Annotated in this window: 17 protein-coding genes; 12 read left to right on the forward strand and 5 right to left on the reverse strand. The window is 62.2% G+C overall.

The features are described 5' to 3' along the window. Window positions 1–28: 28 nt before the first annotated feature. The 3 genes from VM99_22285 to VM99_22295 all read left to right on the forward strand — a co-directional run bounded on the left by VM99_22285 (window position 29) and on the right by VM99_22295 (window position 4419). Complete coding sequence (locus tag VM99_22285; GenBank protein ID AKK00662.1) at window positions 29–1084, forward strand: hypothetical protein; 1056 nt, start codon at window positions 29–31, stop codon at window positions 1082–1084. Window positions 1085–1249: 165 nt separating this feature from the next. Next, window positions 1250–2752, forward strand: a complete 1503-nt coding sequence (locus VM99_22290; protein AKK00663.1) for a circadian clock protein KaiC — start codon at window positions 1250–1252, stop codon at window positions 2750–2752. Next, window positions 2749–4419, forward strand: coding sequence for a histidine kinase (locus VM99_22295; protein ID AKK00664.1), 1671 nt, complete (start codon window positions 2749–2751; stop codon window positions 4417–4419). The genes VM99_22290 and VM99_22295 overlap by 4 nt, the downstream gene beginning before the upstream one ends. A 125-nt stretch (window positions 4420–4544) precedes the next feature. On the opposite strand, the gene VM99_22300 is transcribed toward VM99_22295, so the two are convergent. Genes VM99_22300 through VM99_22320 form a run of 5 tightly spaced genes read right to left on the reverse strand, consistent with a single transcriptional unit; the run spans window position 4545 to window position 11061 of the window. Next, on the reverse strand, window positions 4545–4922 hold the full coding sequence (locus VM99_22300; GenBank protein AKK00665.1) for a chemotaxis protein CheY: 378 nt from the start codon (window positions 4920–4922) through the stop codon (window positions 4545–4547). After that, window positions 4915–6180, reverse strand: coding sequence for a histidine kinase (locus tag VM99_22305; protein AKK00666.1), 1266 nt, complete (start codon window positions 6178–6180; stop codon window positions 4915–4917). The genes VM99_22300 and VM99_22305 overlap by 8 nt, the downstream gene beginning before the upstream one ends. Window positions 6181–6185: 5 nt before the next feature. After that, on the reverse strand, window positions 6186–6773 hold the full coding sequence (locus VM99_22310) for a chemotaxis protein CheB (GenBank protein ID AKK00667.1): 588 nt from the start codon (window positions 6771–6773) through the stop codon (window positions 6186–6188). After that, window positions 6770–7585 carry a chemotaxis protein CheR gene (locus VM99_22315; GenBank protein ID AKK00668.1) on the reverse strand — a complete coding sequence of 272 codons (816 nt, stop codon included), beginning with the start codon at window positions 7583–7585 and terminating at the stop codon, window positions 6770–6772. Before VM99_22315 ends, VM99_22310 begins: the two co-directional genes overlap by 4 nt. Then, window positions 7585–11061, reverse strand: coding sequence for a chemotaxis protein CheY (locus tag VM99_22320; GenBank protein ID AKK00669.1), 3477 nt, complete (start codon window positions 11059–11061; stop codon window positions 7585–7587). Before VM99_22320 ends, VM99_22315 begins: the two co-directional genes overlap by 1 nt. Window positions 11062–11320: 259 nt before the next feature. Between VM99_22320 and VM99_22325 the strand changes: the two genes are divergently transcribed. The 9 genes from VM99_22325 (at window position 11321) to VM99_22365 (ending at window position 21892) form a co-directional block, all read left to right on the forward strand. Beyond that, entirely contained in the window at window positions 11321–11692 is a 372-nt protein-coding gene (locus VM99_22325; GenBank protein AKK00670.1) for a response regulator, read from the forward strand. A 77-nt stretch (window positions 11693–11769) separates the two neighbouring features. Further along, window positions 11770–13062 carry a glycosyltransferase gene (locus tag VM99_22330; GenBank protein AKK00671.1) on the forward strand — a complete coding sequence of 431 codons (1293 nt, stop codon included), beginning with the start codon at window positions 11770–11772 and terminating at the stop codon, window positions 13060–13062. An 82-nt stretch (window positions 13063–13144) separates the two neighbouring features. Beyond that, on the forward strand, window positions 13145–14050 hold the full coding sequence (locus VM99_22335) for an AraC family transcriptional regulator (GenBank protein AKK00672.1): 906 nt from the start codon (window positions 13145–13147) through the stop codon (window positions 14048–14050). A gap of 334 nt (window positions 14051–14384) precedes the next feature. Next, a complete protein-coding gene (locus tag VM99_22340) occupies window positions 14385–15695 on the forward strand; it encodes a sugar ABC transporter substrate-binding protein (GenBank protein ID AKK00673.1) in 1311 nt (436 codons plus the stop codon). Window positions 15696–15875: 180 nt separating this feature from the next. Beyond that, window positions 15876–16808: a sugar ABC transporter permease gene (locus VM99_22345; protein ID AKK00674.1), complete on the forward strand. Its 933-nt coding sequence runs from the start codon at window positions 15876–15878 to the stop codon at window positions 16806–16808. A 10-nt stretch (window positions 16809–16818) separates the two neighbouring features. Beyond that, window positions 16819–17649, forward strand: coding sequence for a mannitol ABC transporter permease (locus VM99_22350; protein ID AKK00675.1), 831 nt, complete (start codon window positions 16819–16821; stop codon window positions 17647–17649). A gap of 39 nt (window positions 17650–17688) precedes the next feature. Continuing rightward, window positions 17689–18792, forward strand: a complete 1104-nt coding sequence (locus tag VM99_22355) for an ABC transporter ATP-binding protein (protein ID AKK00676.1) — start codon at window positions 17689–17691, stop codon at window positions 18790–18792. 15 nt (window positions 18793–18807) lie between these two features. Beyond that, on the forward strand, window positions 18808–20289 hold the full coding sequence (locus VM99_22360; protein ID AKK00677.1) for a mannitol dehydrogenase: 1482 nt from the start codon (window positions 18808–18810) through the stop codon (window positions 20287–20289). Between the two features lie 115 nt (window positions 20290–20404). After that, on the forward strand, window positions 20405–21892 hold the full coding sequence (locus VM99_22365; GenBank protein AKK00678.1) for a xylulose kinase: 1488 nt from the start codon (window positions 20405–20407) through the stop codon (window positions 21890–21892). Window position 21893 lies beyond the last annotated feature (1 nt).

Raw genomic sequence — 21893 nt, forward strand, 5'->3', positions numbered from 1 at the left:
TCATGTTTCACGGTTATGGATTACCTGCATGTCCCCGTCTCGCCGCTATTGGCTTCTGAGCCTGTCCGCCCTGCTCGTGATCGGTCTGGTCGCGATCTGGCTCCGTAGCACCACCCCCCAGATTCCCGAAGCCGTCAAGCGCGGTTACAGCGAAGCCCTGGAACAGGCGCGCAACGGGCAACCGGGGGCGGCGCGGATGCTTTACCAGCAACTGGGCCGCCCGGACCTTTCGCCCAAGCGTCGGGTCTGGCTGCACGCCGAGCTGCCGAACTACCCCAGCCCCCAAGCCCTGAAGCTCGCCGATGCAGACCTGCACAGCGAATCGCCGCCAGTGCGCCGCGCCGCCATCGGCAGCATCGTCGGCCTGGTGCCGACCGGCCAACGCAGCCTGCTGCTGGGCCCCCTGCTCGATGACAACGACCAGCAAGTGCGCTTTGCCGCCGTGAACGCCCTCCTGGGCTTGTCGCCCGACGAGCTGGGCTTGTACTTCGGCGCCATGCAACTGGCGATCGACACCTGGGAACAGGTGCTCGAAGACGGCCCGCCAAGCGCCGAATCCCACTACCAGCTCGCCCGACTGCACCTGCACAACGCCGAGTTGAAAAAGGCCCAGCAAGCGCTGGAACAGGCGTTAAAGCTGCAACCGGACAATTTGCCGGCGCTGGTCATGCAGATCGAAGTGCTGGACAAGCAAGGCCAGGGCGAAGCGGCGCGACAACTGCTGGCTCGCCAGTTGCAAACCCAGCCGGACTCGGCTTATCTGCAACATGCCTTGGGCCTGTGGCTGTTGCATCATGGCCAAAGCGAATACGCAGTACTCGGCCTCTCGAAAGCCGTGGAGCTTGAGCCTGACAACAGCACTTACCGTTATGACCTGGCGACCACGTTGCATGCCGAGCAGGAACTGGAGGCCGCGCAGAAACAGCTCCAGGAGATCGTCCAGCGCCACCCGGCCAATCGCAAGGCCCGGGTATTGCTGATCAATTACTGGAAGGAGAGCGGACAACTGCAGAACGTGCAGATCCTGCTGGCCAAACTCGAACAGCTCAACCCGGACGACCCGGCCTTGCAGCAAGGGCTCTAGCCATCGCAACGGCGGTGCGGACGTTACCTGCGAAGTTGTGCAGCAACGCTCGTTTTGTCAAAGGAAGCGGAACCGCCATCACCCCCCAAGGTCAAGTATTCAGGCAGCTCATTTTCAGGCCCCGCGAGGCCTGCTGCCACATCCCTAGTCATGAGAGGGCATTTTTTGTCTACATCCAACGAGTTGATCAGTGCCAAAGCCGCCACCGGTATCGAAGGGCTGGACGACATCCTTTCCGGTGGCTTGTCCCGCAGTCACGTGTTCCTGCTGGAGGGGGAACCGGGAACCGGCAAGACCACGGTCGCGTTGCAATTTTTGCTGGCTGGCGCCCAAGCCGGCGAGCGCTCGCTGTACATCACGCTGTCGGAAACCGAGCGTGAATTGCGCCAAGGCGCGGCGTCCCACGGCTGGACGATCGATGAAAACGTGCACATCTTCGAGCTGACGCCCCCTGAAAGCCTGCTTAACGCCGAGCACCAGCAAAGCCTGCTGTATTCCTCTGACCTCGAACTGGGGGAAGCGACCCGGCAAATCTTCGAAGTGGTCGAGCGGGTCAAACCCAGCCGCGTGGTGCTCGACAGCCTGTCGGAGATCCGCTTGCTGGCGCAGAGTTCGCTGCGTTATCGCCGCCAGATCCTGGCCATCAAGCATTATTTCGTGCGCTACGACGCCACCGTGCTATTGCTCGACGACCTCACCACCGAATCGCTGGACAAGACCGTGCACAGCGTCGCCCATGGGGTGATCCGCCTGGAAGAACTGACGCCCACCTACGGCGCCGAACGTCGACGCATCCGGATCGTGAAGTATCGTGGGCAGAAGTACCGCGGCGGGTTCCACGACTTCACCATCATGGGCGATGGCGTGCATGTGTTCCCGCGCCTGGTGGCCGCCGAGCACCGGGGTACCTACCAGCGCCTGCAGTTGTCCAGCGGCATCGCCGAAATGGACGCACTGCTGGGCGGAGGCATCGAAACCGGTTCGAGCACGCTGATACTGGGCCCTGCCGGTACGGGCAAGTCGTTGATCGCGCTGATCTTCGCCGCCGCGGCCGTACAACGAGGGGAAAAGGCTGCGCTGTTCATTTTCGACGAAGAACTCGGCCTGTTGTTCGAGCGCATGAGAAACCTTGGCATTGATCTGCAGGCCCTTCAGGACACTGGCAACCTGCTGATCGAGCAGGTAGACGCCGCCGAACTGTCTCCCGGCGAGTTCTCCCACCGGGTACGACGTTGCGTCGATGCCGGCGACATCAAGACCGTGGTCATCGACAGCATCAACGGCTACCAGGCCGCGATGCCGGAAGAGAACGCCCTGGTGCTGCACATGCACGAGCTGTTGCTCTACCTCAACCGCAAGGGCGCCGCTACATTCATGACCGTGGCCCAACATGGCCTGGTCGGTGACATGCAGGCCCCGGTGGACATCACTTACCTGGCCGACACGGTGATTCTGTTGCGTTATTTCGAAGCCCTGGGCAAGGTCCGCCGGGCCATTTCCATCATCAAGAAACGCACCGGCACCCATGAATCGACCATCCGCGAATACCGCATCAGCAGCAGGGGCATGACCATCGGCGAGCCGCTGGAAGCGTTCCAGGGCGTATTGCGTGGGGTACCGACCTACATGGGAGCGGATAATCCGTTGCTCAAGGATGAATCACAGTGACGTCAGTCGAGCCCGTGTCGGAGCGGGCGTTGATTCTCGCTCCGCTGGGACGGGACAGCCAGATCGCCCTGATGATTCTCAATGAAGCCGGTTTTGGCGGCCTCATCTGTCGGCACCTGGGCCACCTGTGCGAAGAACTGGCGCATGGCGCCGGGCTGCTGGTGATTTCCTCGGAAGCCCTGATGGGGCCTGACCTGGAGGCATTGTTCCTGCACATCGAGCAGCAACCGGCCTGGTCCGACCTGCCCATCGTCCTGCTGACCCATCACGGAGGCCCCGAACAGAACCCGGCGGCGCGCATTGGCGCGCAACTGGGCAACGTGACCTTCCTCGAACGGCCGTTCCATCCGGTGACCCTGGTCAGCCTGGTGACCACGGCCCTGCGCGGCCGCCGAAGGCAATATGACGCCCGGGACCGCCTGATCGACCTGAGCAACAGCGAACAGCGGCTCCAGACCACCCTCGAAACCCTCGAACAACAGGTGGAAGAACGTACCGCGCAGCTTCGCCACAATGAAGAGGCCTTGCGCCAATCCCAGAAAATGGAGGCCGTCGGCCAGTTGACGGGGGGCATCGCCCACGACTTCAACAACATGCTGACCGGGATCATCGGCAGCCTGGAACTGTTGCGCCGACGCCTGGCCCGGGGGCGCACCGAAGACCTGGACAGCCTGATCGACCTGGGGGTGACATCGGCCAACCGCGCCGCCGGCCTGACCCACCGACTGCTGGCCTTCTCACGCCGCCAGTCGCTGGACTCCAAGGCCGTGCAGATGAACACCCTGGTGCTGTCCATGGGGGAGCTGCTGCAACGTAGCCTCAACGAGAGCATTCGCCTAGACATGCAACTGGACGACCAGCTCTGGGTCGCCGAGGCGGACCCCAACCAACTGGAAAGCGCCCTGCTCAACCTCGTGCTCAACGCCCGGGACGCAATGCCGGATGGCGGCAACCTGGTGGTGCGGACCTCCAATCAGCACCTGGACACGACCTTTACCGACGCCTACAGCAACCTCAAACCTGGCGACTACGTGGTGCTGAGTGTGCAGGACACCGGCTGCGGCATGCCTGAAGCAGTGATGAACCGCGCGTTCGATCCGTTCTTCACCACCAAGCCGATCGGCCAGGGCACCGGGCTCGGGCTGTCGATGATCTATGGCTTCAGCAAGCAGTCGCGCGGTCACGTGGCCATCGACAGCACGGTGGGCGAAGGCACCACCGTGACCCTGTACCTGCCGCGTTTTGTCGGCGAAGAAATCCACGAACCCCAGGTCGCCGCCCAGCATCCGCCGTACGCACAGGATGGCGAAACCGTACTGATCGTCGAGGACGATTCCGCGGTGCGGGTGCTGGTCAGTACCGTGCTCAGCGAACTGGGCTATGCCTTCGTCGAAGCGGCAGACGCCAATGAGGCGGTGCCGATCCTGCAGTCAGGCCAGCGCATCGACCTGCTGATCAGCGACGTCGGCCTGCCCGGCATGAACGGCCGGCAACTTGCGGAAATCGGCCGGCAGATCCGCCCCGACCTGCGCGTGCTGTTCATCACCGGCTACGCCGAACACGCAGCGGTACGGGGCGGCTTCCTCGACCCCGGCATGCAGATGATCACCAAGCCGTTCACATTCGACCTGTTGACGGCAAAGGTGCAGGAAATGATCGGAGGCTGAGCCTAACGGCTTCGTGGCGACTCGTGGCGAGGGAGCTTGCTCCCGCTGGGCTGCGCTTGCGAGACCGCAAAGGCAGCCCATCCTTCCCGGATGGGCTTACGGTCAACCGCCCTGCCCCCGGTTTCTCAGGACAGCATCGACTGCATCATGTCTTGCAACACGTCCAGGTCGAAGGGTTTTTCCAGGATCGGTGCCTTGCGGGTGATGGGGCTGTCGGTGTCGCGTACTTCCTGGGCGTAGCCGCTGATAAAAATGACCTTCAATTCCGGGCGCAGCTTGACGGCCGGCTCGGCAATCTGCACCCCGGAGATCCCGCCCGGCAGGCGGAAATCGGTGATCATCATGTCCAGGTGCGGCTTGCTCGCCAGGATCTCGAACGCCCGCGCACCGTCCTCGGCCTCCAGCACGCGGTATCCCTCGCCCGACAGGTAAGCCGACAGCACCATCAGGATCGACGGGTCGTCTTCGACGATCAGTACAACATCTTGCGCATCTTCACTCATGAGAAGCCTTTGTTCGATCAATAGCTGCTGATACGACCCTGGGGTCACTCAGAGGTTGCGTTTGTCCGACAACTTTCTGAAGAGGCAGGGAAACACGAAACAACGCCCCTTCATTGAGGCGACTATTGACCGTAATGGTACCCCCATGGGCCGTCACAATCTGCTCGGAAATGAACAGCCCCAGTCCCAGGCCGGCGGTGACCGCCTTCGAAGAGACCCGCTCGAATTGCTGGAAGATGCGCCGCTGGTTTTCCTCGCTGATGCCAATGCCATGGTCCTGGACCTCGACACACGCGTGCTCGGGGGTCTGGTAGACCCGCACTTCGATCGGGCCCTTGCCGCCGTAGCGCAGCGCATTGGTCAGCAGGTTCGACACCACCTGCTCGATCCGGAACTCATCCCAGAACCCTTCCACCGCCGGGTCAGCCGTGCAAATCAGCGAGCACTCGGCAATCGCGATCTGCGGCTGGAAGTTGCGCACCAGGTTTTCCACCAGCGCCGTGAGGTTCATGCGCGAAGGTCGGATCGACAACTTGCCGGTGCGAATCCGTGACACGTCCAGCATGTCTTCGATCAACCGGATCAGGCTCTTGATCTGGCGCTCGTCGCGCTCGACCATGGCGCGCACCTTGTCCAGGGTGAAGGCTGCGGCATTGTCCCGGGCCAGGTGCATCTTGCGCAGTTGGGTCTCCAGGATCAGCCCATTGAGGGGCGTGCGAACCTCGTGGGCAACGATGGACATGAAATCGTCACGCATGCGCACCGCCTGCTCCAGCTCGCCGCGGGTGACCTGCAGCTGCTGCAGCAACGCCTCCTGCTCCCGGCGGCTCTGCTCAAGGGCGATCACCTGCTCCTTCATGGCCTTGCGCTGGCGGTAGAGCTCGACGAACACACTGACCTTGCTTTTGACGGCATGGGTGTCCAGCGGCTTGTGCAGGAAGTCGACGGCACCGTTCTCGTAGCCGGTGAACGCATAGTTGCGTTCACGACCGGCGGCGCTGACGAAGATGATCGGGATGCTGCGGGTCTTTTCCGTGCCGCGCATCAGCTCGGCCAGTTCGAAACCGTTCATGTCCGGCATTTGTACGTCGATGATGGCCAGGGCAAAGTCATGCTGCAGCAGCAGGGACAGCGCGCCGTCCGCCGAGAGAGCCTTGAAGACCTCGCGGTCGTCGCCCTTGATCAACGCTTCCAGGGCCAACAGATTCTCCGGCAGATCGTCGACGATCAGCAGTTTGGCTTGAATATCTCTTGGCATGTGGTTCATTCCAGCCCGGCCAGCAACTGGCCGATGGCTTGCAAAGTAAGAATATGATCGGGCTCGTGCAGGGCCAGCGCCGCTTCGGGCATGGTCGCGACCTGGGCTTCGCGGGGATCCTGCACCACCGTGTAGCCACCCAGCTCGCGAACCTTCGCCAGGCCTTTGGCGCCGTCGCTGTTGGCACCGGTCAGGACCACCGCCAGCAGATGCCGGCCGTAGACATCGGCGGCCGACTCGAACAACACGTCAATGGATGGTCGGGAATGGTGCACCGGCGCTTCGAGGCTCAACGACAGGCTGCGGTCGGCCTCGACCGACAAGTGATAACCGGGCGTGGCGACATAGAGGGTGCCGGGCACGATGTCCTGCTTGTCCCGGGCCTCCTCGACCGGAACCGCGAGACGGTGGCCGAATACCTGGGCCAACTGGCTGTCGCGCTCATCGGGCAAATGCAGCACCACCAGGATCGGCAAGCCGAAGCCCTTGCGCAGGTGTCCGAACACCTTGAGCAACGCTTCGACACCACCGGCGGAGGCGCCAACGACAATCGCCTCGATGGGAAACTTGGGTCTGTCCATCGTCTCGTTCATAACTTGCGATAGATCCGTTCCGGTTTGACCAACGGCTCGAATGCGTTGCCGTAGGTCGAGAAATCCAGCGTTTCCTTACTGCCCAAGACCAGGAAACCACGGTGGCACAGGGATTCGTGAAACAGTCCAAATGCGCGATCTTGCAATTTTTTATTGAAATATATCAATACGTTACGACAAGAAATTAATTGAGTTTCTGAAAAGACACTGTCGGTCGCCAGGCTGTGATCGGCAAAGGTCACGTTCTGGCACAGGGTCTTGTCGAACATCGCGTAATCGTAGGCCGCGGTGTAGTAATCGGCAAACGAGCAGCGTCCCCCGGCCCGCTGGTAATTCTGGGTATAGCTGCGCACGTTTTCCAATGAAAAGATGCCCTGCTTGGCCTTTTCCAGCGAACGCGGGTTGATGTCGGTGGCGTAGATGAGCGTGCGATCCAGCAGGCCTTCCTCGCGCAGCAGGATCGCCATGGAATAGACCTCCTCCCCCGTGCTGCACCCGGCGATCCAGATCTTGATCGAGGGGTACGTCCGAAGCAGGGGCACGACTTCCTCGCGGATCGCCAGGAAATGCGTCGGGTCGCGAAACATCTCGCTGACAGGGATCGTCAGCAGCTGCAGCAACTGCATGAACGCCCCCGGGTCGTGCAGCACGCGCTCCTGCAACGCCGAGATGGTCTTGCATTCGAATTGGGTCAGCGCGTGGAGGACCCGGCGCTTGATGGAAGCGCCGGAATAATCGCGGAAATCGTAGCTGTACTTGAAGTAGATCGCGTCGATCAACAAGCGCAATTCAATGTCTGAGTCTCGTTCCACTAAATTCTTTCCATATTCGGCAACCACACGCGAATCAGCGAGAACAGACGATCCAGATCGATCGGTTTGGCCAGGTAATCGTTGGAGCCCGCCGCCAGGCAGCGCTCCTGATCATCCTTCATGGCCTTGGCCGTCACGGCAATGATCGGCAACTTGCGCCAGCGGGGGTCCTTGCGGATCAGCGCGGTGGCTTCGAATCCGTCCATTTCCGGCATCATCACGTCCATCAACACCAGGTCGATGTCGTCGACTTCGTTCAGTCGCTCGATCGCCTCAAGACCGTTGCGGCCGATGACCACGATCGCTCCCTTGGCCTCCAGGGCGCTGGTCAGGGCGAAAATGTTGCGCACATCGTCGTCCACCAGCAGCACCTTGCGGCCCTCGAATACCTTGTCACGGCTGCGGGCGGTCTGGAGCATCCGCTGCCGTTCATGGGACAACCGGGATTCGACTTTGTGCAGAAAAAGTGTGACCTCATCCAGCAGCCGCTCCGGCGAACGGGCGCCCTTGATGATGATCGAGCGCGAATACTTGCGCAGCTCGGCCTCTTCGTCGCGGGTCAGGTTGCGACCGGTGTAGACGATCACTGGCGGGAATGAACAGATGTCCTCGGTGGACATGCGCTTGAGCAGGTCGTTGCCAAGCATGTCCGGCAACTTGAGGTCGATGATCATGCAGTCATAGACGTTGTCGCGCAGCAGGTCCAGGGCTTGCTGGGCCAGGCCAACGGCGGTGATCTCAATGTCATCGTCGCCGATCAGGCGGGTAATGCTGTCGCGTTGCAGGTCGTCGTCTTCCACCAGCAAGACCCGCTTGACCTTCTGCGTGAGCTTGGCTTCCAGGCGGGCGAACACGTCCTTGAGCTCTTCGCGCGTGGTCGGCTTGACCGCATAGCCGATGGCGCCCATGTGCATCGCGGCCTCGACGCGGTCCTCGACGGAAATCACGTGCACCGGGATGTGCCGGGTGCCGGCCTGTTCCTTGAGGCGCTGCAACACCGTCAACCCGGAATGATCCGGCAGACGCATGTCCAGCAGGATCGCGTCGGGGCTCAGCCGTGACGCCAGGTCGAACCCTTCGTCGGCACCGTGGGCCACCAGGCACTGATAACCGAGTTCGTGGGCGAGGTCGAACAGGATCCGGGCGAACTTGGGCTCGTCCTCGATCACCAGGATGCAACGGCTGTCGAACGGCGCATTGTCCCGATCATCGGCGAACTGGGCAATGGGCGTCTCCACGTCGGCAATCAGCGCAGCCGGCGTCGGCTTGGGCACCACGGGTGCCGTGGTCGTCGGGGTGAATGTGCGCGGCGCGACCGGTTGCTCGCCAGCCTCGACATAGCGCTCCGGCAGCACCAGGGTAAACACGCTGCCCTGCCCCGGCTCGCTGGAAACCGAAATCGAACCGCCCAGCATGGCCGCCAGGTCCCGGGAAATCGACAAGCCCAGGCCGGTGCCGCCATAGCGCCGATTGGTGGTGCCGTCCGCCTGGCGGAAGGCCTCGAAGATGATCTGCTGCTGGTCAGCCGCAATGCCGATGCCGGAATCGCGCACGATGAAGGCAATGCCGGAGCCCGGTTGACCGGCCACAGTGAGCGAGACTTCGCCGTGCTCGGTGAATTTCACCGCGTTGGACAACAGGTTCTTGATCACTTGCTCCAGGCGCTGGCGGTCGGTGTACAGCATCGGCGGTGCGTCCGGCAGCAACTGCACCTCGAACGCCAGGCCCTTGTCCGCCGCCAGGGGCTTGAACATTTCCCGCAGCCCTTCGACCAGGCGCGGCACGCTGGTGTTTTCCGGACGCACTTCGAGCTTGCCGGCCTCGACCTTGGAGATGTCGAGAATGTCGTTGATCAGGTTCAGCAGGTCATTGCCGGCGGAATAGATCGACTCGGCGAACTTGACCTGTTCCTCGGTGAGGTTGTGCTGCGGGTTTTCCGCCAGCAGCTTGGACAGAATCAGCGAGCTGTTGAGCGGCGTACGCAGCTCGTGGGACATGTTGGCAAGGAACTCGGACTTGTACTTGCTCGAACGTTGCAACTCTTCGGCGCGCTCCTGCAACTGGACCTGGGCCTGGTTCAGCTCGTTGTTCTTCTGGTCCATGGCGTCGCGTTGCTCGGCCAACTGCTCGTTGGTCTGCTCCAGCTCCTGTTGCTGGGCCTCCAGATGCGCCTGGGATTCCTTGAGGATGCGCGACTGCTCCTCCAGTTCTTCGTTGGCGGTCTTGAGTTCTTCCTGCTGGACTTGCAACTCTTCGTTCAATTGTTGGGTTTCGGCCAGCACTTCCTGCAAGCGCTGGCGATAACGCGCGGCCTCGATGGACGTGCCGACATTGCCGGCCACTCGCTCCAGCAACTCGATGTCGCGTTCGCCGAGCGGGCGCAGGAAGCCCAGCTCGATGACGCCGTTGATCCGGCCATCGTCGCTGGTCGGGACCACCAGCACACTGTTGGGCAACCCCTGGCCCAAGCCGGAGCTGACCTTCAGGTAGTCATCGGGCACTTCATCCAGGCGGATCAGGCGTCCTTGCTGCACCGCCTGGCCGGCGATGCCTTCACCGGCCTCGATGACCTGGCGCTGCTGTTCTTCATCCTGGGACATGCCATAGGTCGAGACGCGCCTCAGGAGGCCGCTTTCTTCGCGCACGTAGATCGCCGCCACGGCCGTGTCCAGGTACTGGGCAAAGAACTGCAGGATGTTGCGCCCCAGCAGGTTGAGCGTCAGTTGTCCCAGGACCTGCTCGGCCAACTGAGTCTGGCCGTTGCGCAGCCAGGCGAGTTTTTCCAGGTGCGCGGCGCTTTGTTGCTGGACTTTCAGGCTGGCACTGTAGCTGTTGGACAGCCCCAGCAGGTCCCGACGGCCGATGTACGCCAGCAGGCCGCTGACCAGCGCGACGAACACCAGGTACAGGGCGATGCTCCAGACGGTGGTGGCCCGTACCCGCTCGTTGCGTTCGGCGCGCAACTGCTGTTCGGTCTCGACGATGTCCTCGAAGGTCTTGCGGATTTCGTCCGTCAAGCGCTTGCCGCGCCCGGCCTTGACTGCGCCGCGGTAATCGCCGCTGCTGCGTTGCAGGTCGATCATGCTCTGGGCGTAGCCGGCCCATTCCGTCTGGAGTGCCTGGACCCGGTGCAGGCGGTCAGTCTGGATCGGGTTGTCGGCTGTCAATTCCAGCAATGTATCGAGTGCCGCTGAAATCTGTGGCTTGGCCACTTCATAGGGGTCGAGGAAATGCTCGTCGCCGCTCAACAGGTAACCGCGCATGCCGGTTTCCAGGTCCACGCTCAGTTTGATGGCTTCGTTGGCATTGTTGATCACCCGGTCAGTGTGGCCGACCCACTGGATCACCGACAGCAGGTAGGTGATCAGCACGACGAAAAACACCGCGCTGAGGGCGCCGATGCCCAGTGGCAGGCTGATGTTGCGGCTCAGGAGTTTACGAAAACTCTGCTCGTCGACCGAAGACGGAAGGGTCATGGAATAGGCCTTGGTGGACAGTTGAAAAGCGTGGAGTTTGCCCGAAAAATACCGGCTGGTTCCACATTTTCCGACAAGTCAAAGGCGCAATTCCCACAGTCAGTCTGCCTTGCAGCGAAGAAGCGACTATCCTTGTCAGCTCTTGTACTATAGATCCTTTCTTGTACAACTCCGGGAACTTGTGCCACCTCGCCACTTACTGATGCATGAGGCGAATCATATTGATGCCCCACCCGTCCCTTTTTTCGAGAATGCCGATATGTCCACCCCTGTTCCCGCCACCCCACCCACCATTCTGGTCGTCGAGGACGATGACATTGTGCGGATGCTGATCGTCGATGTGCTGGAAGAGCTGGAGTACCGGGTGCTGGAGGCAGATGGCTGTGACCAGGCGCTGGATTTTTTGCGCAACGAGCACCAGCCCATCGCCCTGATGATGACTGACGTGGGCCTGCCGGTGATGGACGGCCGGGAACTGGCCAAGCAGGCCAGGCTGGTGCGCCCCGGGCTGGCGATCCTGTTTGCCAGCGGCTATGCCGAGAGCATCGACGTACCCGAGGGCATGGCGGTGATCGGCAAGCCGTTTTCCATCGATCAGTTGCGCGACAAGGTCCAAGGCATTCTTTCTTGAGCCCGGGCGTAATCTTGGTCACTATCGGCGCCCCGCGCGCCGACGGCGCCTGATTCGATCCAAGGAAGCGCCCGCCCATGCGTCACCCCACCGCCACCAAAGTCCTGGTTATCGGCTATGTCTGGCCAGAGCCACGCTCATCGGCTGCCAGCGGGCACGTCATGCAGATCCTGGAAACCTTCCTCGGCCAGGGCTGGGACATCACCTTCAGCAGCCCCGCCGGTTTTGGCGAACACCGCGCCGACCTCGCCGCCCTGGGCATCCGCGAGGAGCCGATCGAACTCAATAGCAGCAGTTTCGATACCTTCATCCGCGAACTGGCGCCCGATATCGTCCTGTTCGACCAGTTCATGATGGAGGAACAGTTCGGCTGGCGGGTGGAGAAGCACTGCCCCACTGCCGTGCGCGTGCTGGAGACGTCCGATCTGCAAAGCCTGCGCCACGCCCGTCATCAACGCCTCAAGGATCGCCTGAAAGTCGACGACACCGCCCAGGACTTCAGCGATCTGTTCGCCCCGGCCCTGCGTGAGGAGTTCGAACGGATGGCCGACACCGACCTGGCCAAGCGAGAAATCGCCGCCCTGTACCGCTGTGACCTCAACCTGATGGTGTCCGAGGTCGAAATCGAACTGTTGGTGGAACACTTCAAGCTGCCTCGCAGCCTGCTGCATTGGTGCCCGCTGATGCTCGACCTGTCCAGTGAGGTGCCCGTGCCGTTCGAAGACCGGGCGCACTTTCTCAGCATCGGCAACTTCCGCCATGCGCCGAACTGGGATGCGGTGCTGTGGATGAAAAACGCCATCTGGCCGTTGATCCGCCAACAACTGCCGACGGCGCAACTGCACTTGTACGGTGCCTACACCCCGCCCAAGGCCGCCGCGCTGCACAACCCGGCGCAAGGCTTTCACATCATGAACTGGGCCGAAGATGCCTTGCAGGTCATGTCTGCCGCCCGCATCTGCCTAGCCCCCCTGCGCTTCGGCGCGGGCATCAAGGGCAAATTGATCGACGCCATGCTCTGCGGCACGCCGAATGTCACCACCCCCATCGGCGCCGAGGCCATGCAGGGCGAGAACCCCTGGCCCGGCGTGATCGCCCACAGCGCCGAGGCCATCGCCAATGCGGCGGTGCAGTTGTACCGCGACCAGGCACGCTGGACCCAGGCCCGGGACGCCGGCTTCGCCCTGTTGCAGGACCGCTACCGCAAACAGGTGCACGGCCCGGCGCTGATCGAAAGCATCGAGGCCTGCCGAGCGCAGTTGGCGCAACGACGCCGGGACAATTTTACCGGCAGCATGCTGCGCCATCACCAGCACAAGAGCACTCAGTACATGGCCCAGTGGATCGAGGAAAAAAATCGCAACGGCTGAGGCGCAACATCGGCTCCGGGCTGGCACCCGCCGTACGAAGGGGGCATTATCCAGCGGCGATAACAACAAAAGCGCCAGGCCCATGACCCGAACAGCGAGAGTCACCGACCCTTCCTATGAGTTGATGGATGACCATAACGGGCTGTCCATCATCTACCGCCAGCACGGTTTCCCGTGCCCGCTGGTGCGCTGGCATTTCCACAAGGAATACGAGCTGCACCTGATCGTCGCCAGTTCCGGCAAGGTGTTCATCGGCGACTACATCGGCAACTTCTACCCGCAGTCGCTGTTTCTCACCGGCCCTAACCTGCCCCACAACTGGATCAGCCAGGTGGCCGAGGACGAAGTGGTGCCCAAGCGCGACATGCTGGTGAATTTCACCGACGAGCTGTTCGAAAGCGGCCACCAGGTCTTTGCCGAGCTCAAGACCGTCGCGCCGCTGTTGGAGCGAGCCCAGTACGGCATCGAGTTCCGCTGCAAGCGCACCATTCGCCAGGCCATGATCCTGATGCAGCGCATCGCCGACGCCCAGGGCATGAGCCGCCTGGGGCATTTCTTCATCCTGATGGAGCTGCTGGCAGGCACCGACGACTACCAGTTGCTTTCCGGCTCCACCGCCTCGCAACCGGCAGACGAGCACAGCATCGACCGCACCAACCGCGCGGTCGACTACATCTTTGCCCACTACGCCCGGGAACTGTCCCTGGAAGAAGTCGCCGAGCACCTGGGCATGAAGCCGACTTACTTCAGTCGCGTGTTCAAGCAGGCTACGGGCCGGTGTTTCATCGAATTCGTCAATCGCCTGCGCATCAGTAAATCCTGTGAACTACTGGCCGACGGCGACAAACCGGTCACAGACGTATGCTTTGAATCGGGCTTCAACAACATTTCCAACTTCAACCGGCGCTTCCAGCAGCTCAAGGGCATGACCCCGTCCCATTACCGGCGCCTGGCGGTGCAACGTTTGACCGAGCAGAACCTGGGCTGAGACTTTTTTTGCATCGCCCCCTTCCTTCTGTGGCGAGGGGATTTATCCCCGCTGGGCTGCGAAGCGGCCCTCTCTCATTCCAACTGATACGCCGCAACGGCAAACACCCTGGGGCCGCTGCGCGACCCAACGGGGATAAATCCCCTCGCCACAGGTAAACCTTCTCACTTGGCTTTTTCTTTACAGTGCAAAAAAGTATCAGCACAAGTGCGACGGATGATTTGTCACGCCGTGCAGGGCGGGCTGTAATCAGCGCACATTCTTCCCTTCATCCGGAAGACACAAAAACAATAACTGTCCTTCTGCAGCCCCTGGCGCGGAAAAGGAGTGCGCGATGAAACCTTCGGTAAAAGCTCTGCTTGTCTCCACCTGCATGACCCTCAGCAGCGTCAGTTTCGGCGCACAGACCCTCACCATTGCCACCGTCAACAACAGCGACATGATCCGCATGCAGAAGCTCTCGAAGACCTTCGAGGCCGAGCACCCGGATATCCAGTTGAATTGGGTGGTGCTCGAAGAAAACGTCCTGCGCCAGCGCCTGACCACCGACATCGCCACCCAGGGCGGCCAGTTCGACGTGCTGACCATCGGCATGTACGAAGCCGCACTCTGGGGCGCCAAGGGCTGGCTGGAGCCGATGAAGGACCTGCCGGCATCCTACGATCTGGACGACGTCTTCCCTTCCGTGCGTGACGGTTTGTCCGTCAAAGGCTCGCTGTACGCCCTGCCGTTCTATGCCGAGAGCTCGATCACCTATTACCGCACCGACCTGTTCAAGGACGCCGGGCTGACCATGCCCGAACACCCGACCTGGACCCAGATCGGTGAATTCGCCGAAAAGCTCACTGACAAATCCAAGGAACAGTACGGCCTGTGCCTACGGGGCAAAGCCGGTTGGGGCGAGAACATGGCCCTGATCACCACCCTGGCCAATGGTTTCGGCGCGCGCTGGTTCGACGAAAAGTGGCAACCTGAATTCAATGGCCCCGAATGGAAGGATGCGCTGAACTTCTACGTCAGCAACATGAAGAAATCCGGCCCGCCGGGCGCGTCCAGCAACGGTTTCAACGAAAACCTGGCGCTGTTCAACAGCGGCAAGTGCGCGATCTGGGTCGACGCCAGCGTCGCCGGCTCGTTCGTGACCGACAAGACCCAGAGCAAGGTCGCCGATCACGTCGGCTTCACCTTCGCTCCCCACGAAAAAACCGACAAGGGCACCTCGTGGATGTACTCCTGGTCGCTGGCGATCCCCACCAGTTCCAAGGCCAAGGACGCGGCCAAGGTCTTCACCACCTGGGCAACTTCCAAGCAATACAGCCAACTCGTCGCCAAGACCGACGGCATCGCCAACGTTCCGCCAGGCACTCGTACTTCGACCTACAGCGACGAGTACATGAAGGCGGCGCCGTTTGCCAAGGTAACGCTGGAATCGCTGAAAGTCGCCGACCCGAAAGCGCCAACTCTCAAACCGGTGCCTTACATCGGCATCCAGTTGGTGACCATTCCTGAGTTCCAGGCGATCGGCACCCAGGTGGGCAAATTCTTCTCTGGCGCGCTGACCGGCCAGCAGAGCGTGGACCAGGCGCTGACCGCCGCGCAATCGACCACCGAACGCGAGATGAAACGCGCCGGTTATCCCAAGTAACCACGCTGCTTTCATTGTTTTGTAGGAGTTCCCGTGTGGGAGCGAGCTTGCTCGCGATGGCGGTGTGACAGCCACCTTGATATCGACTGTCAGGACGCTATCGCGAGCAAGCTCGCTCCCACACGGGACGGCCCCCACATTCAGGGATATTCATTCGCCTGCACACATCGGTCCAATGCCATGAATACTTCGACGACAACCACCAAGGCGCCCATCGGGGTTGCCCCGCCGGCGCGCAAGATCCGCCTGGCGAACCCTGGCTGGTTCCTGGTCAGCCCATCGGTGGGCCTGTTGCTGCTGTGGATGATCGTGCCGCTGGGCATGACCGTCTACTTCTCGATGATCCGCTACAACCTGCTCTATCCCGGCGAGAACGAGTTCGTCGGGCTGGAGAACTTCACTTACTTCCTGACCGACTCGGGGTTCATGCCCGGCGCCACCAATACCCTGTTGCTGGTGGGCAGCGTGCTGCTGATCAGTATCGTGCTCGGGGTATTGATCAGCGCGTTGCTGGAGGCCAGCGAGTTTTTCGGTCGCGGCATCGTGCGCGTGCTGCTGATCTCACCATTCTTCATCATGCCCACCGTCGGCGCGCTGATCTGGAAGAACCTGATTTTCCACCCGGTTTCGGGAATTCTCGCCGCCGTGTGGAAACTGTTCGGCGCACAACCGGTGGACTGGCTCGCCCACTACCCGTTGTTGTCGATCATCATCATTGTGAGCTGGCAATGGCTGCCCTTCGCGATCCTGATCCTGATGACCGCCATGCAGTCCCTCGACCAGGAACAGAAAGAAGCTGCACGGCTGGACGGTGCCGGCCCGATCGCGATTTTCTGGCACCTGACCCTGCCGCACCTGGCCCGGCCGATCGCCGTGGTGCTGATGATCGAGACGATTTTCCTGCTGTCGGTGTTCGCCGAGATCTTCACCACCACCAACGGTGGCCCGGGCTACGCCTCCACCAACCTCGCCTACCTGATCTACAACCAGGCGCTGGTGCAATTCGACGTCGGCATGGCGTCGGCCGGTGGCCTGATCGCCGTGGTCATCGCCAACATCGCCGCCATCATCCTGGTGCGGATGATTGGCAAAAACCTCACCGACAAGCATTGAGGCCGCCGCCATGACACTTCAACAATCGCGTCGCCTGCAAAGCCTGCTGCTGGGTACGCTGGCGTGGGCCATCGCCATCGTGATCTTCTTTCCGATCTTCTGGATGGTGCTGACCAGCTTCAAGACCGAAATCGATGCGTTCGCCACGCCGCCGCAGTTCATCTTTACGCCGACGCTGGAAAACTACCTGCACATCAACGAACGCAGTAACTACATCAGCTTCGCCTGGAACTCGGTGGTCATTTCCTTCAGCGCCACCGCTCTGTGCCTGCTGATTGCGGTGCCGGCGGCCTACTCCATGGCCTTCTACGAAACCCAACGCACCAAAGGCACGTTGCTGTGGATGCTCTCCACCAAGATGCTGCCACCGGTGGGCGTGCTGATGCCCATCTACCTGCTGGCCAAGAGCTTTGGCCTGCTGGACACGCGGATCGCGCTGATCGCCATCTACACGCTGATCAACCTGCCAATCGTGGTCTGGATGATCTACACCTACTTCAAGGACATTCCCCGCGACATCCTCGAAGCCGCCCGCCTGGACGGGGCCACGCTGTGGCAGGAGATGGTGCGCGTGCTGTTGCCGATCGCCAAGGGGGGCCTGGCGTCCACCGTGCTGCTGTCGCTGATCCTGTGCTGGAACGAGGCGTTCTGGTCACTGAACCTGACATCGTCCAAAGCCGCGCCGCTGACGGCGCTGATCGCCTCGTACTCCAGTCCCGAAGGGCTGTTCTGGGCCAAATTGTCCGCCGTCTCGACCCTCGCCTGCGCGCCGATCCTGATTTTCGGCTGGATCAGCCAGAAACAGCTGGTGCGCGGTTTGTCTTTCGGCGCCGTGAAATAACGCGCCCTACACCCTTATAAGAAGTGGAGGCCCATCCTCATGGCCAACCTGAAAATCAAGAATCTGCAAAAAGGCTTCGAAGGCTTTTCCATCATCAAGGGCATCGACCTTGAAGTGAACGACCGCGAGTTCGTGGTGTTCGTCGGCCCCTCGGGCTGCGGCAAGTCCACGCTGCTGCGGCTGATTGCCGGACTGGAGGAAGTCAGCGACGGCACCATCGAACTGGACGGGCGGGACATCACCGAAGTCAGCCCGGCCAAGCGCGACCTGGCGATGGTCTTCCAGACCTATGCCCTGTACCCGCACATGAGCGTACGCAAGAACATGTCCTTCGCCCTGGACCTGGCCGGCGTGCCCAAGGCCGAGGTCGAGAAAAAGGTCAACGAAGCCGCGCGCATCCTCGAACTGGGGCCAATGCTCGAACGCAAGCCCAAGCAGCTGTCCGGCGGCCAGCGCCAGCGCGTGGCCATCGGCCGGGCCATCGTGCGCAACCCGAAGATTTTCCTCTTCGACGAGCCCTTGTCCAACCTCGACGCCGCACTGCGGGTGCAGATGCGCCTGGAGCTGGCGCGGCTGCACAAGGAACTGCAAGCGACCATGATCTACGTGACCCACGACCAGGTCGAGGCCATGACCCTGGCCGACAAGGTGGTGGTACTCAACGGCGGGCGCATCGAACAGGTCGGCTCGCCGCTGGAGCTGTATCACCAGCCGGCCAACCTGTTTGTCGCCGGGTTCCTCGGCACGCCCAAGATGGGTTTTCTCAAGGGCAAGGTCAGTGGGCTCGACAGCCTGGGCTGTGAAGTGCTGCTGGACGCCGGCACCCGGATCCACCTGCCCTTGAGCGGCGCCCGCCTGAGCGTCGGCGCAGAGGTCACCCTGGGGATTCGCCCGGAACATCTGAACCTGGCCCAAGCGGGCGATTGCACGCTGGCGGTCACCGCCGACGTCAGCGAGCGACTGGGCAGCGACACGTTCTGCCACGTCGTCACGGCCTCGGGCGAGGCCCTGACCATGCGAGTGCGCGGCGACCTGGCCAGCCGCTTTGGCGAGCAACTGAACCTGCACCTGGACGCTGAACACTGCCACCTATTCGATGCCGATGGCGTAGCGGTCCCCCGTGCGCTGCGCGCCGCCGCCTGATTGCCGAGAACCGCCATGAAACTCAACCGACAGAACCTGCACAACCTCAACCCGGCGGTCGCCCTGCCCGCCTACTCTTTGAGCGACGTCCGCCAAGGCATCGCCCACATCGGCGTCGGCGGCTTTCACCGGGCCCACCAGGCGTACTACACCGACGCCCTGATGAACACTGGCACCGACCTGGACTGGGCCATCTGTGGCGTCGGCCTGCGGGCCGAGGATCGCCGCGCCCGGGACGACCTGGCCGGCCAGGACTACCTGTTCACCCTGTACGAGCTGGGTGACACCGACGACACCGAAGTCCGGGTGATCGGCGCCATCAACGCCATGCTGCTGGCCGAGGACGGCACCCAGGCGTTGATCGACAAGCTCGCCGACCCGCAGATCCGCATCGTCTCGCTGACCATCACCGAAGGCGGCTACTGCATCGACGACAGCAATGGCGAGTTCATGGCCCACCTGCCACAGATCCAGCACGACCTGGCCCATCCCGACGCGCCGAAGACCGTGTTTGGTTTCCTCTGCGCCGCGCTCGCCAAGCGTCGCGCCGCCGGCACCCCGGCGTTTACCCTGATGTCCTGCGATAACCTGCCCCACAACGGCGCCGTGACCCGCAAGGCGCTGCTGGCCTTCGCCGCGCTGCGGGACGCCGAGCTGGGCCAGTGGATCGACCGGAACGTCAGCTTCCCCAACGCCATGGTCGACCGCATCACACCCATGACCAGCGTCGCCCACCGCCTGCAACTGCACGACGAACACGGCATCGACGACGCCTGGCCGGTGGTCTGCGAGCCGTTCGTGCAATGGGTATTGGAAGACAAGTTCGTCAACGGTCGTCCGGCCTGGGAAAAGGTCGGCGTGCAGTTCACCGACGACGTCACCCCCTATGAAGAAATGAAGATCAAGCTGCTCAACGGCAGCCACCTGGCGGTGACCTACCTGGGCTTTCTCAAGGGCTATCGCTTTGTCCACGAGACCATGAACGACCCGCTGTTCGTGCGCTACATGCGCGCCTACATGGACCTGGACGTCACGCCGCAACTGGCGCCGGTGCCGGGCATCGACCTGGCCGACTACAAGGACACCCTGGTGGAGCGCTTTTCCAACCAGGCGATTGCCGACCAGCTGGAGCGGGTGTGTTCGGACGGCTCGTCGAAGTTTCCCAAGTTCACCGTACCGACGATCAATCGCCTGATTGCCGACGGGCGCGAGACACGTCGTGCGGCCCTGGTGGTGGCAGCGTGGGCCGTGTACCTCAAGGGCGTGGACGAAAATGGCCTGGCCTATACGATTCCAGACCCACGGGCAGCGTTCTGCCAGGCGCTGGTGGCCGACGATGCGCTGGTCACCCAGCGATTGCTAGAGGTGGAAGAAATCTTTGGCACGGCCATCCCCCGCTCGCCGGAGTTCGTGGCAGCCTTCGAATGGTGCTGCAACAGCTTGCGCGAACACGGGGTAACGCGAACACTTGAGCGAGTATTGGCTGACACGGAATAAGCCTGCGGATCCGGCGGCTTTTTGTGGCGAGAGGATAAATTCCCCCGCCACAGGTTCCACCATGTCCCGGTCCAAACAGTTCTGTGCTGACGGTTCATTGATATCAAGGATTTCTATGGCAAACCAACAACTGTTCCTGGGCATCGACTGCGGCACCCAAGGCACCAAGGCGCTGGTTCTGGACGCCACCAGTGGCCAGGTCCTGGGCCTCGGTGCGGCGGCCCACTCCATGATCAGCGGCCCCAACGGCTGCCGTGAACAAGACACCGGGGAATGGCTCGAAGCCTTCACCCAAGCGACCCGGCAAGCGCTGGCCAACGCCGGTGTGGATGGTCAGGCCATTCTCGGCATCGGTGTGTCTGGTCAGCAACACGGGCTGGTGCTACTCGACGAGCAAGACCAGGTGCTGCGCCCGGCCAAGCTCTGGTGCGACACCGAAACCACGCCGGAAAACGACCGGTTGCTGGCCCACCTGGGCGGCGAAAGCGGCTCCCTGGCGCGCCTCGGCGTGGTCATCGCCCCCGGCTACACCGTGTCGAAACTGCTGTGGACCCGGGAGCAGCATCCGCAGGTGTTCAACCGTATCGCCCGCATCCTGTTGCCCCACGATTTTCTCAACCACTGGCTCACCGGCCGCCATTGCACCGAATATGGCGACGCCTCGGGCACCGGCTATTTCAATGTCCGCACCCGTCAATGGGATGAATCATTGCTGAGCCACATCGACCCCAGCGGACGCCTGCAATCGGCGCTGCCGGAACTGATCGAGGCGCACCAACCGGTCGGGCGCATCCTGCCGGCCATCGCCGCGCACCTGGGCATCAACCCTGACGCCGTGGTGGCCAGCGGTGGCGGCGACAACATGATGGGCGCCATCGGCACCGGCAATATCCAGCCCGGCGTGATCACCATGAGCCTCGGTTCCTCCGGCACGGTATACGCCTATGCCGCTGAGCCAGTGGTCAGCCCGCAACCGTCGGTGGCGACGTTCTGTTCCTCCAGCGGTGGCTGGCTGCCGTTGATCTGCACCATGAACCTGACCAACGCCACCGGGGCCGTCCGTGAGCTTTTGGCGCTGGACATCGACGCCTTCAACACCCTGGTGACCGAAGCCCCGATCGGCGCCGAGGGCGTGTGCATGCTGCCGTTCCTCAACGGCGAGCGGGTCCCGGCCCTGCCCCACGCCACTGGCAGCCTGCTGGGCCTGACCACCACCAACCTGACCCGGGCCAACCTGTGCCGCGCCGTGGTCGAAGGCACCACCTTCGGCTTGCGCTATGGCCTGGACCTGCTGCGGGCCAACGGGCTCCAGGCCCAGAGCATCCGGCTGATCGGCGGCGGCTCGAAGAGCCCGGTGTGGCGGCAGATCGTCGCCGATATCATGGACACCACGGTCATCTGCACCGAACAGAGCGAAGCGGCCGCCCTCGGTGCGGCCATCCAGGCTGCCTGGTGCCAGTCAGGCGCGCAACATGGCCTGGCCGAGCTGTGCGAGCGTTGCGTCAAGCTCGACCCGGCCAGCGAAACCCGGCCTGTCGCCGCGCATGTCGCGGCGTCGCAACAAGCTTATGAACGATACCGACAACACGTCGCAACCCTTTGAG

It is taken from the genome of Pseudomonas chlororaphis (assembly GCA_001023535.1).
Lineage (GTDB): Bacteria > Pseudomonadota > Gammaproteobacteria > Pseudomonadales > Pseudomonadaceae > Aquipseudomonas > Aquipseudomonas chlororaphis_E.

Coding starts and splice junctions, on each gene's coding strand:
- VM99_22360 (AKK00677.1), top strand. CDS start 18,808: ATGAAACTCAACCGACAGAACCTGCACAACCTCAACCCGGCGGTCGCC.
- VM99_22330 (AKK00671.1), top strand. CDS start 11,770: ATGCGTCACCCCACCGCCACCAAAGTCCTGGTTATCGGCTATGTCTGG.
- VM99_22320 (AKK00669.1), bottom strand. CDS start 11,061: ATGACCCTTCCGTCTTCGGTCGACGAGCAGAGTTTTCGTAAACTCCTG.
- VM99_22355 (AKK00676.1), top strand. CDS start 17,689: ATGGCCAACCTGAAAATCAAGAATCTGCAAAAAGGCTTCGAAGGCTTT.
- VM99_22300 (AKK00665.1), bottom strand. CDS start 4,922: ATGAGTGAAGATGCGCAAGATGTTGTACTGATCGTCGAAGACGACCCG.
- VM99_22340 (AKK00673.1), top strand. CDS start 14,385: ATGAAACCTTCGGTAAAAGCTCTGCTTGTCTCCACCTGCATGACCCTC.
- VM99_22335 (AKK00672.1), top strand. CDS start 13,145: ATGACCCGAACAGCGAGAGTCACCGACCCTTCCTATGAGTTGATGGAT.
- VM99_22345 (AKK00674.1), top strand. CDS start 15,876: ATGAATACTTCGACGACAACCACCAAGGCGCCCATCGGGGTTGCCCCG.
- VM99_22350 (AKK00675.1), top strand. CDS start 16,819: ATGACACTTCAACAATCGCGTCGCCTGCAAAGCCTGCTGCTGGGTACG.
- VM99_22310 (AKK00667.1), bottom strand. CDS start 6,773: ATGAACGAGACGATGGACAGACCCAAGTTTCCCATCGAGGCGATTGTC.
- VM99_22365 (AKK00678.1), top strand. CDS start 20,405: ATGGCAAACCAACAACTGTTCCTGGGCATCGACTGCGGCACCCAAGGC.
- VM99_22285 (AKK00662.1), top strand. CDS start 29: ATGTCCCCGTCTCGCCGCTATTGGCTTCTGAGCCTGTCCGCCCTGCTC.
- VM99_22325 (AKK00670.1), top strand. CDS start 11,321: ATGTCCACCCCTGTTCCCGCCACCCCACCCACCATTCTGGTCGTCGAG.
- VM99_22305 (AKK00666.1), bottom strand. CDS start 6,180: ATGCCAAGAGATATTCAAGCCAAACTGCTGATCGTCGACGATCTGCCG.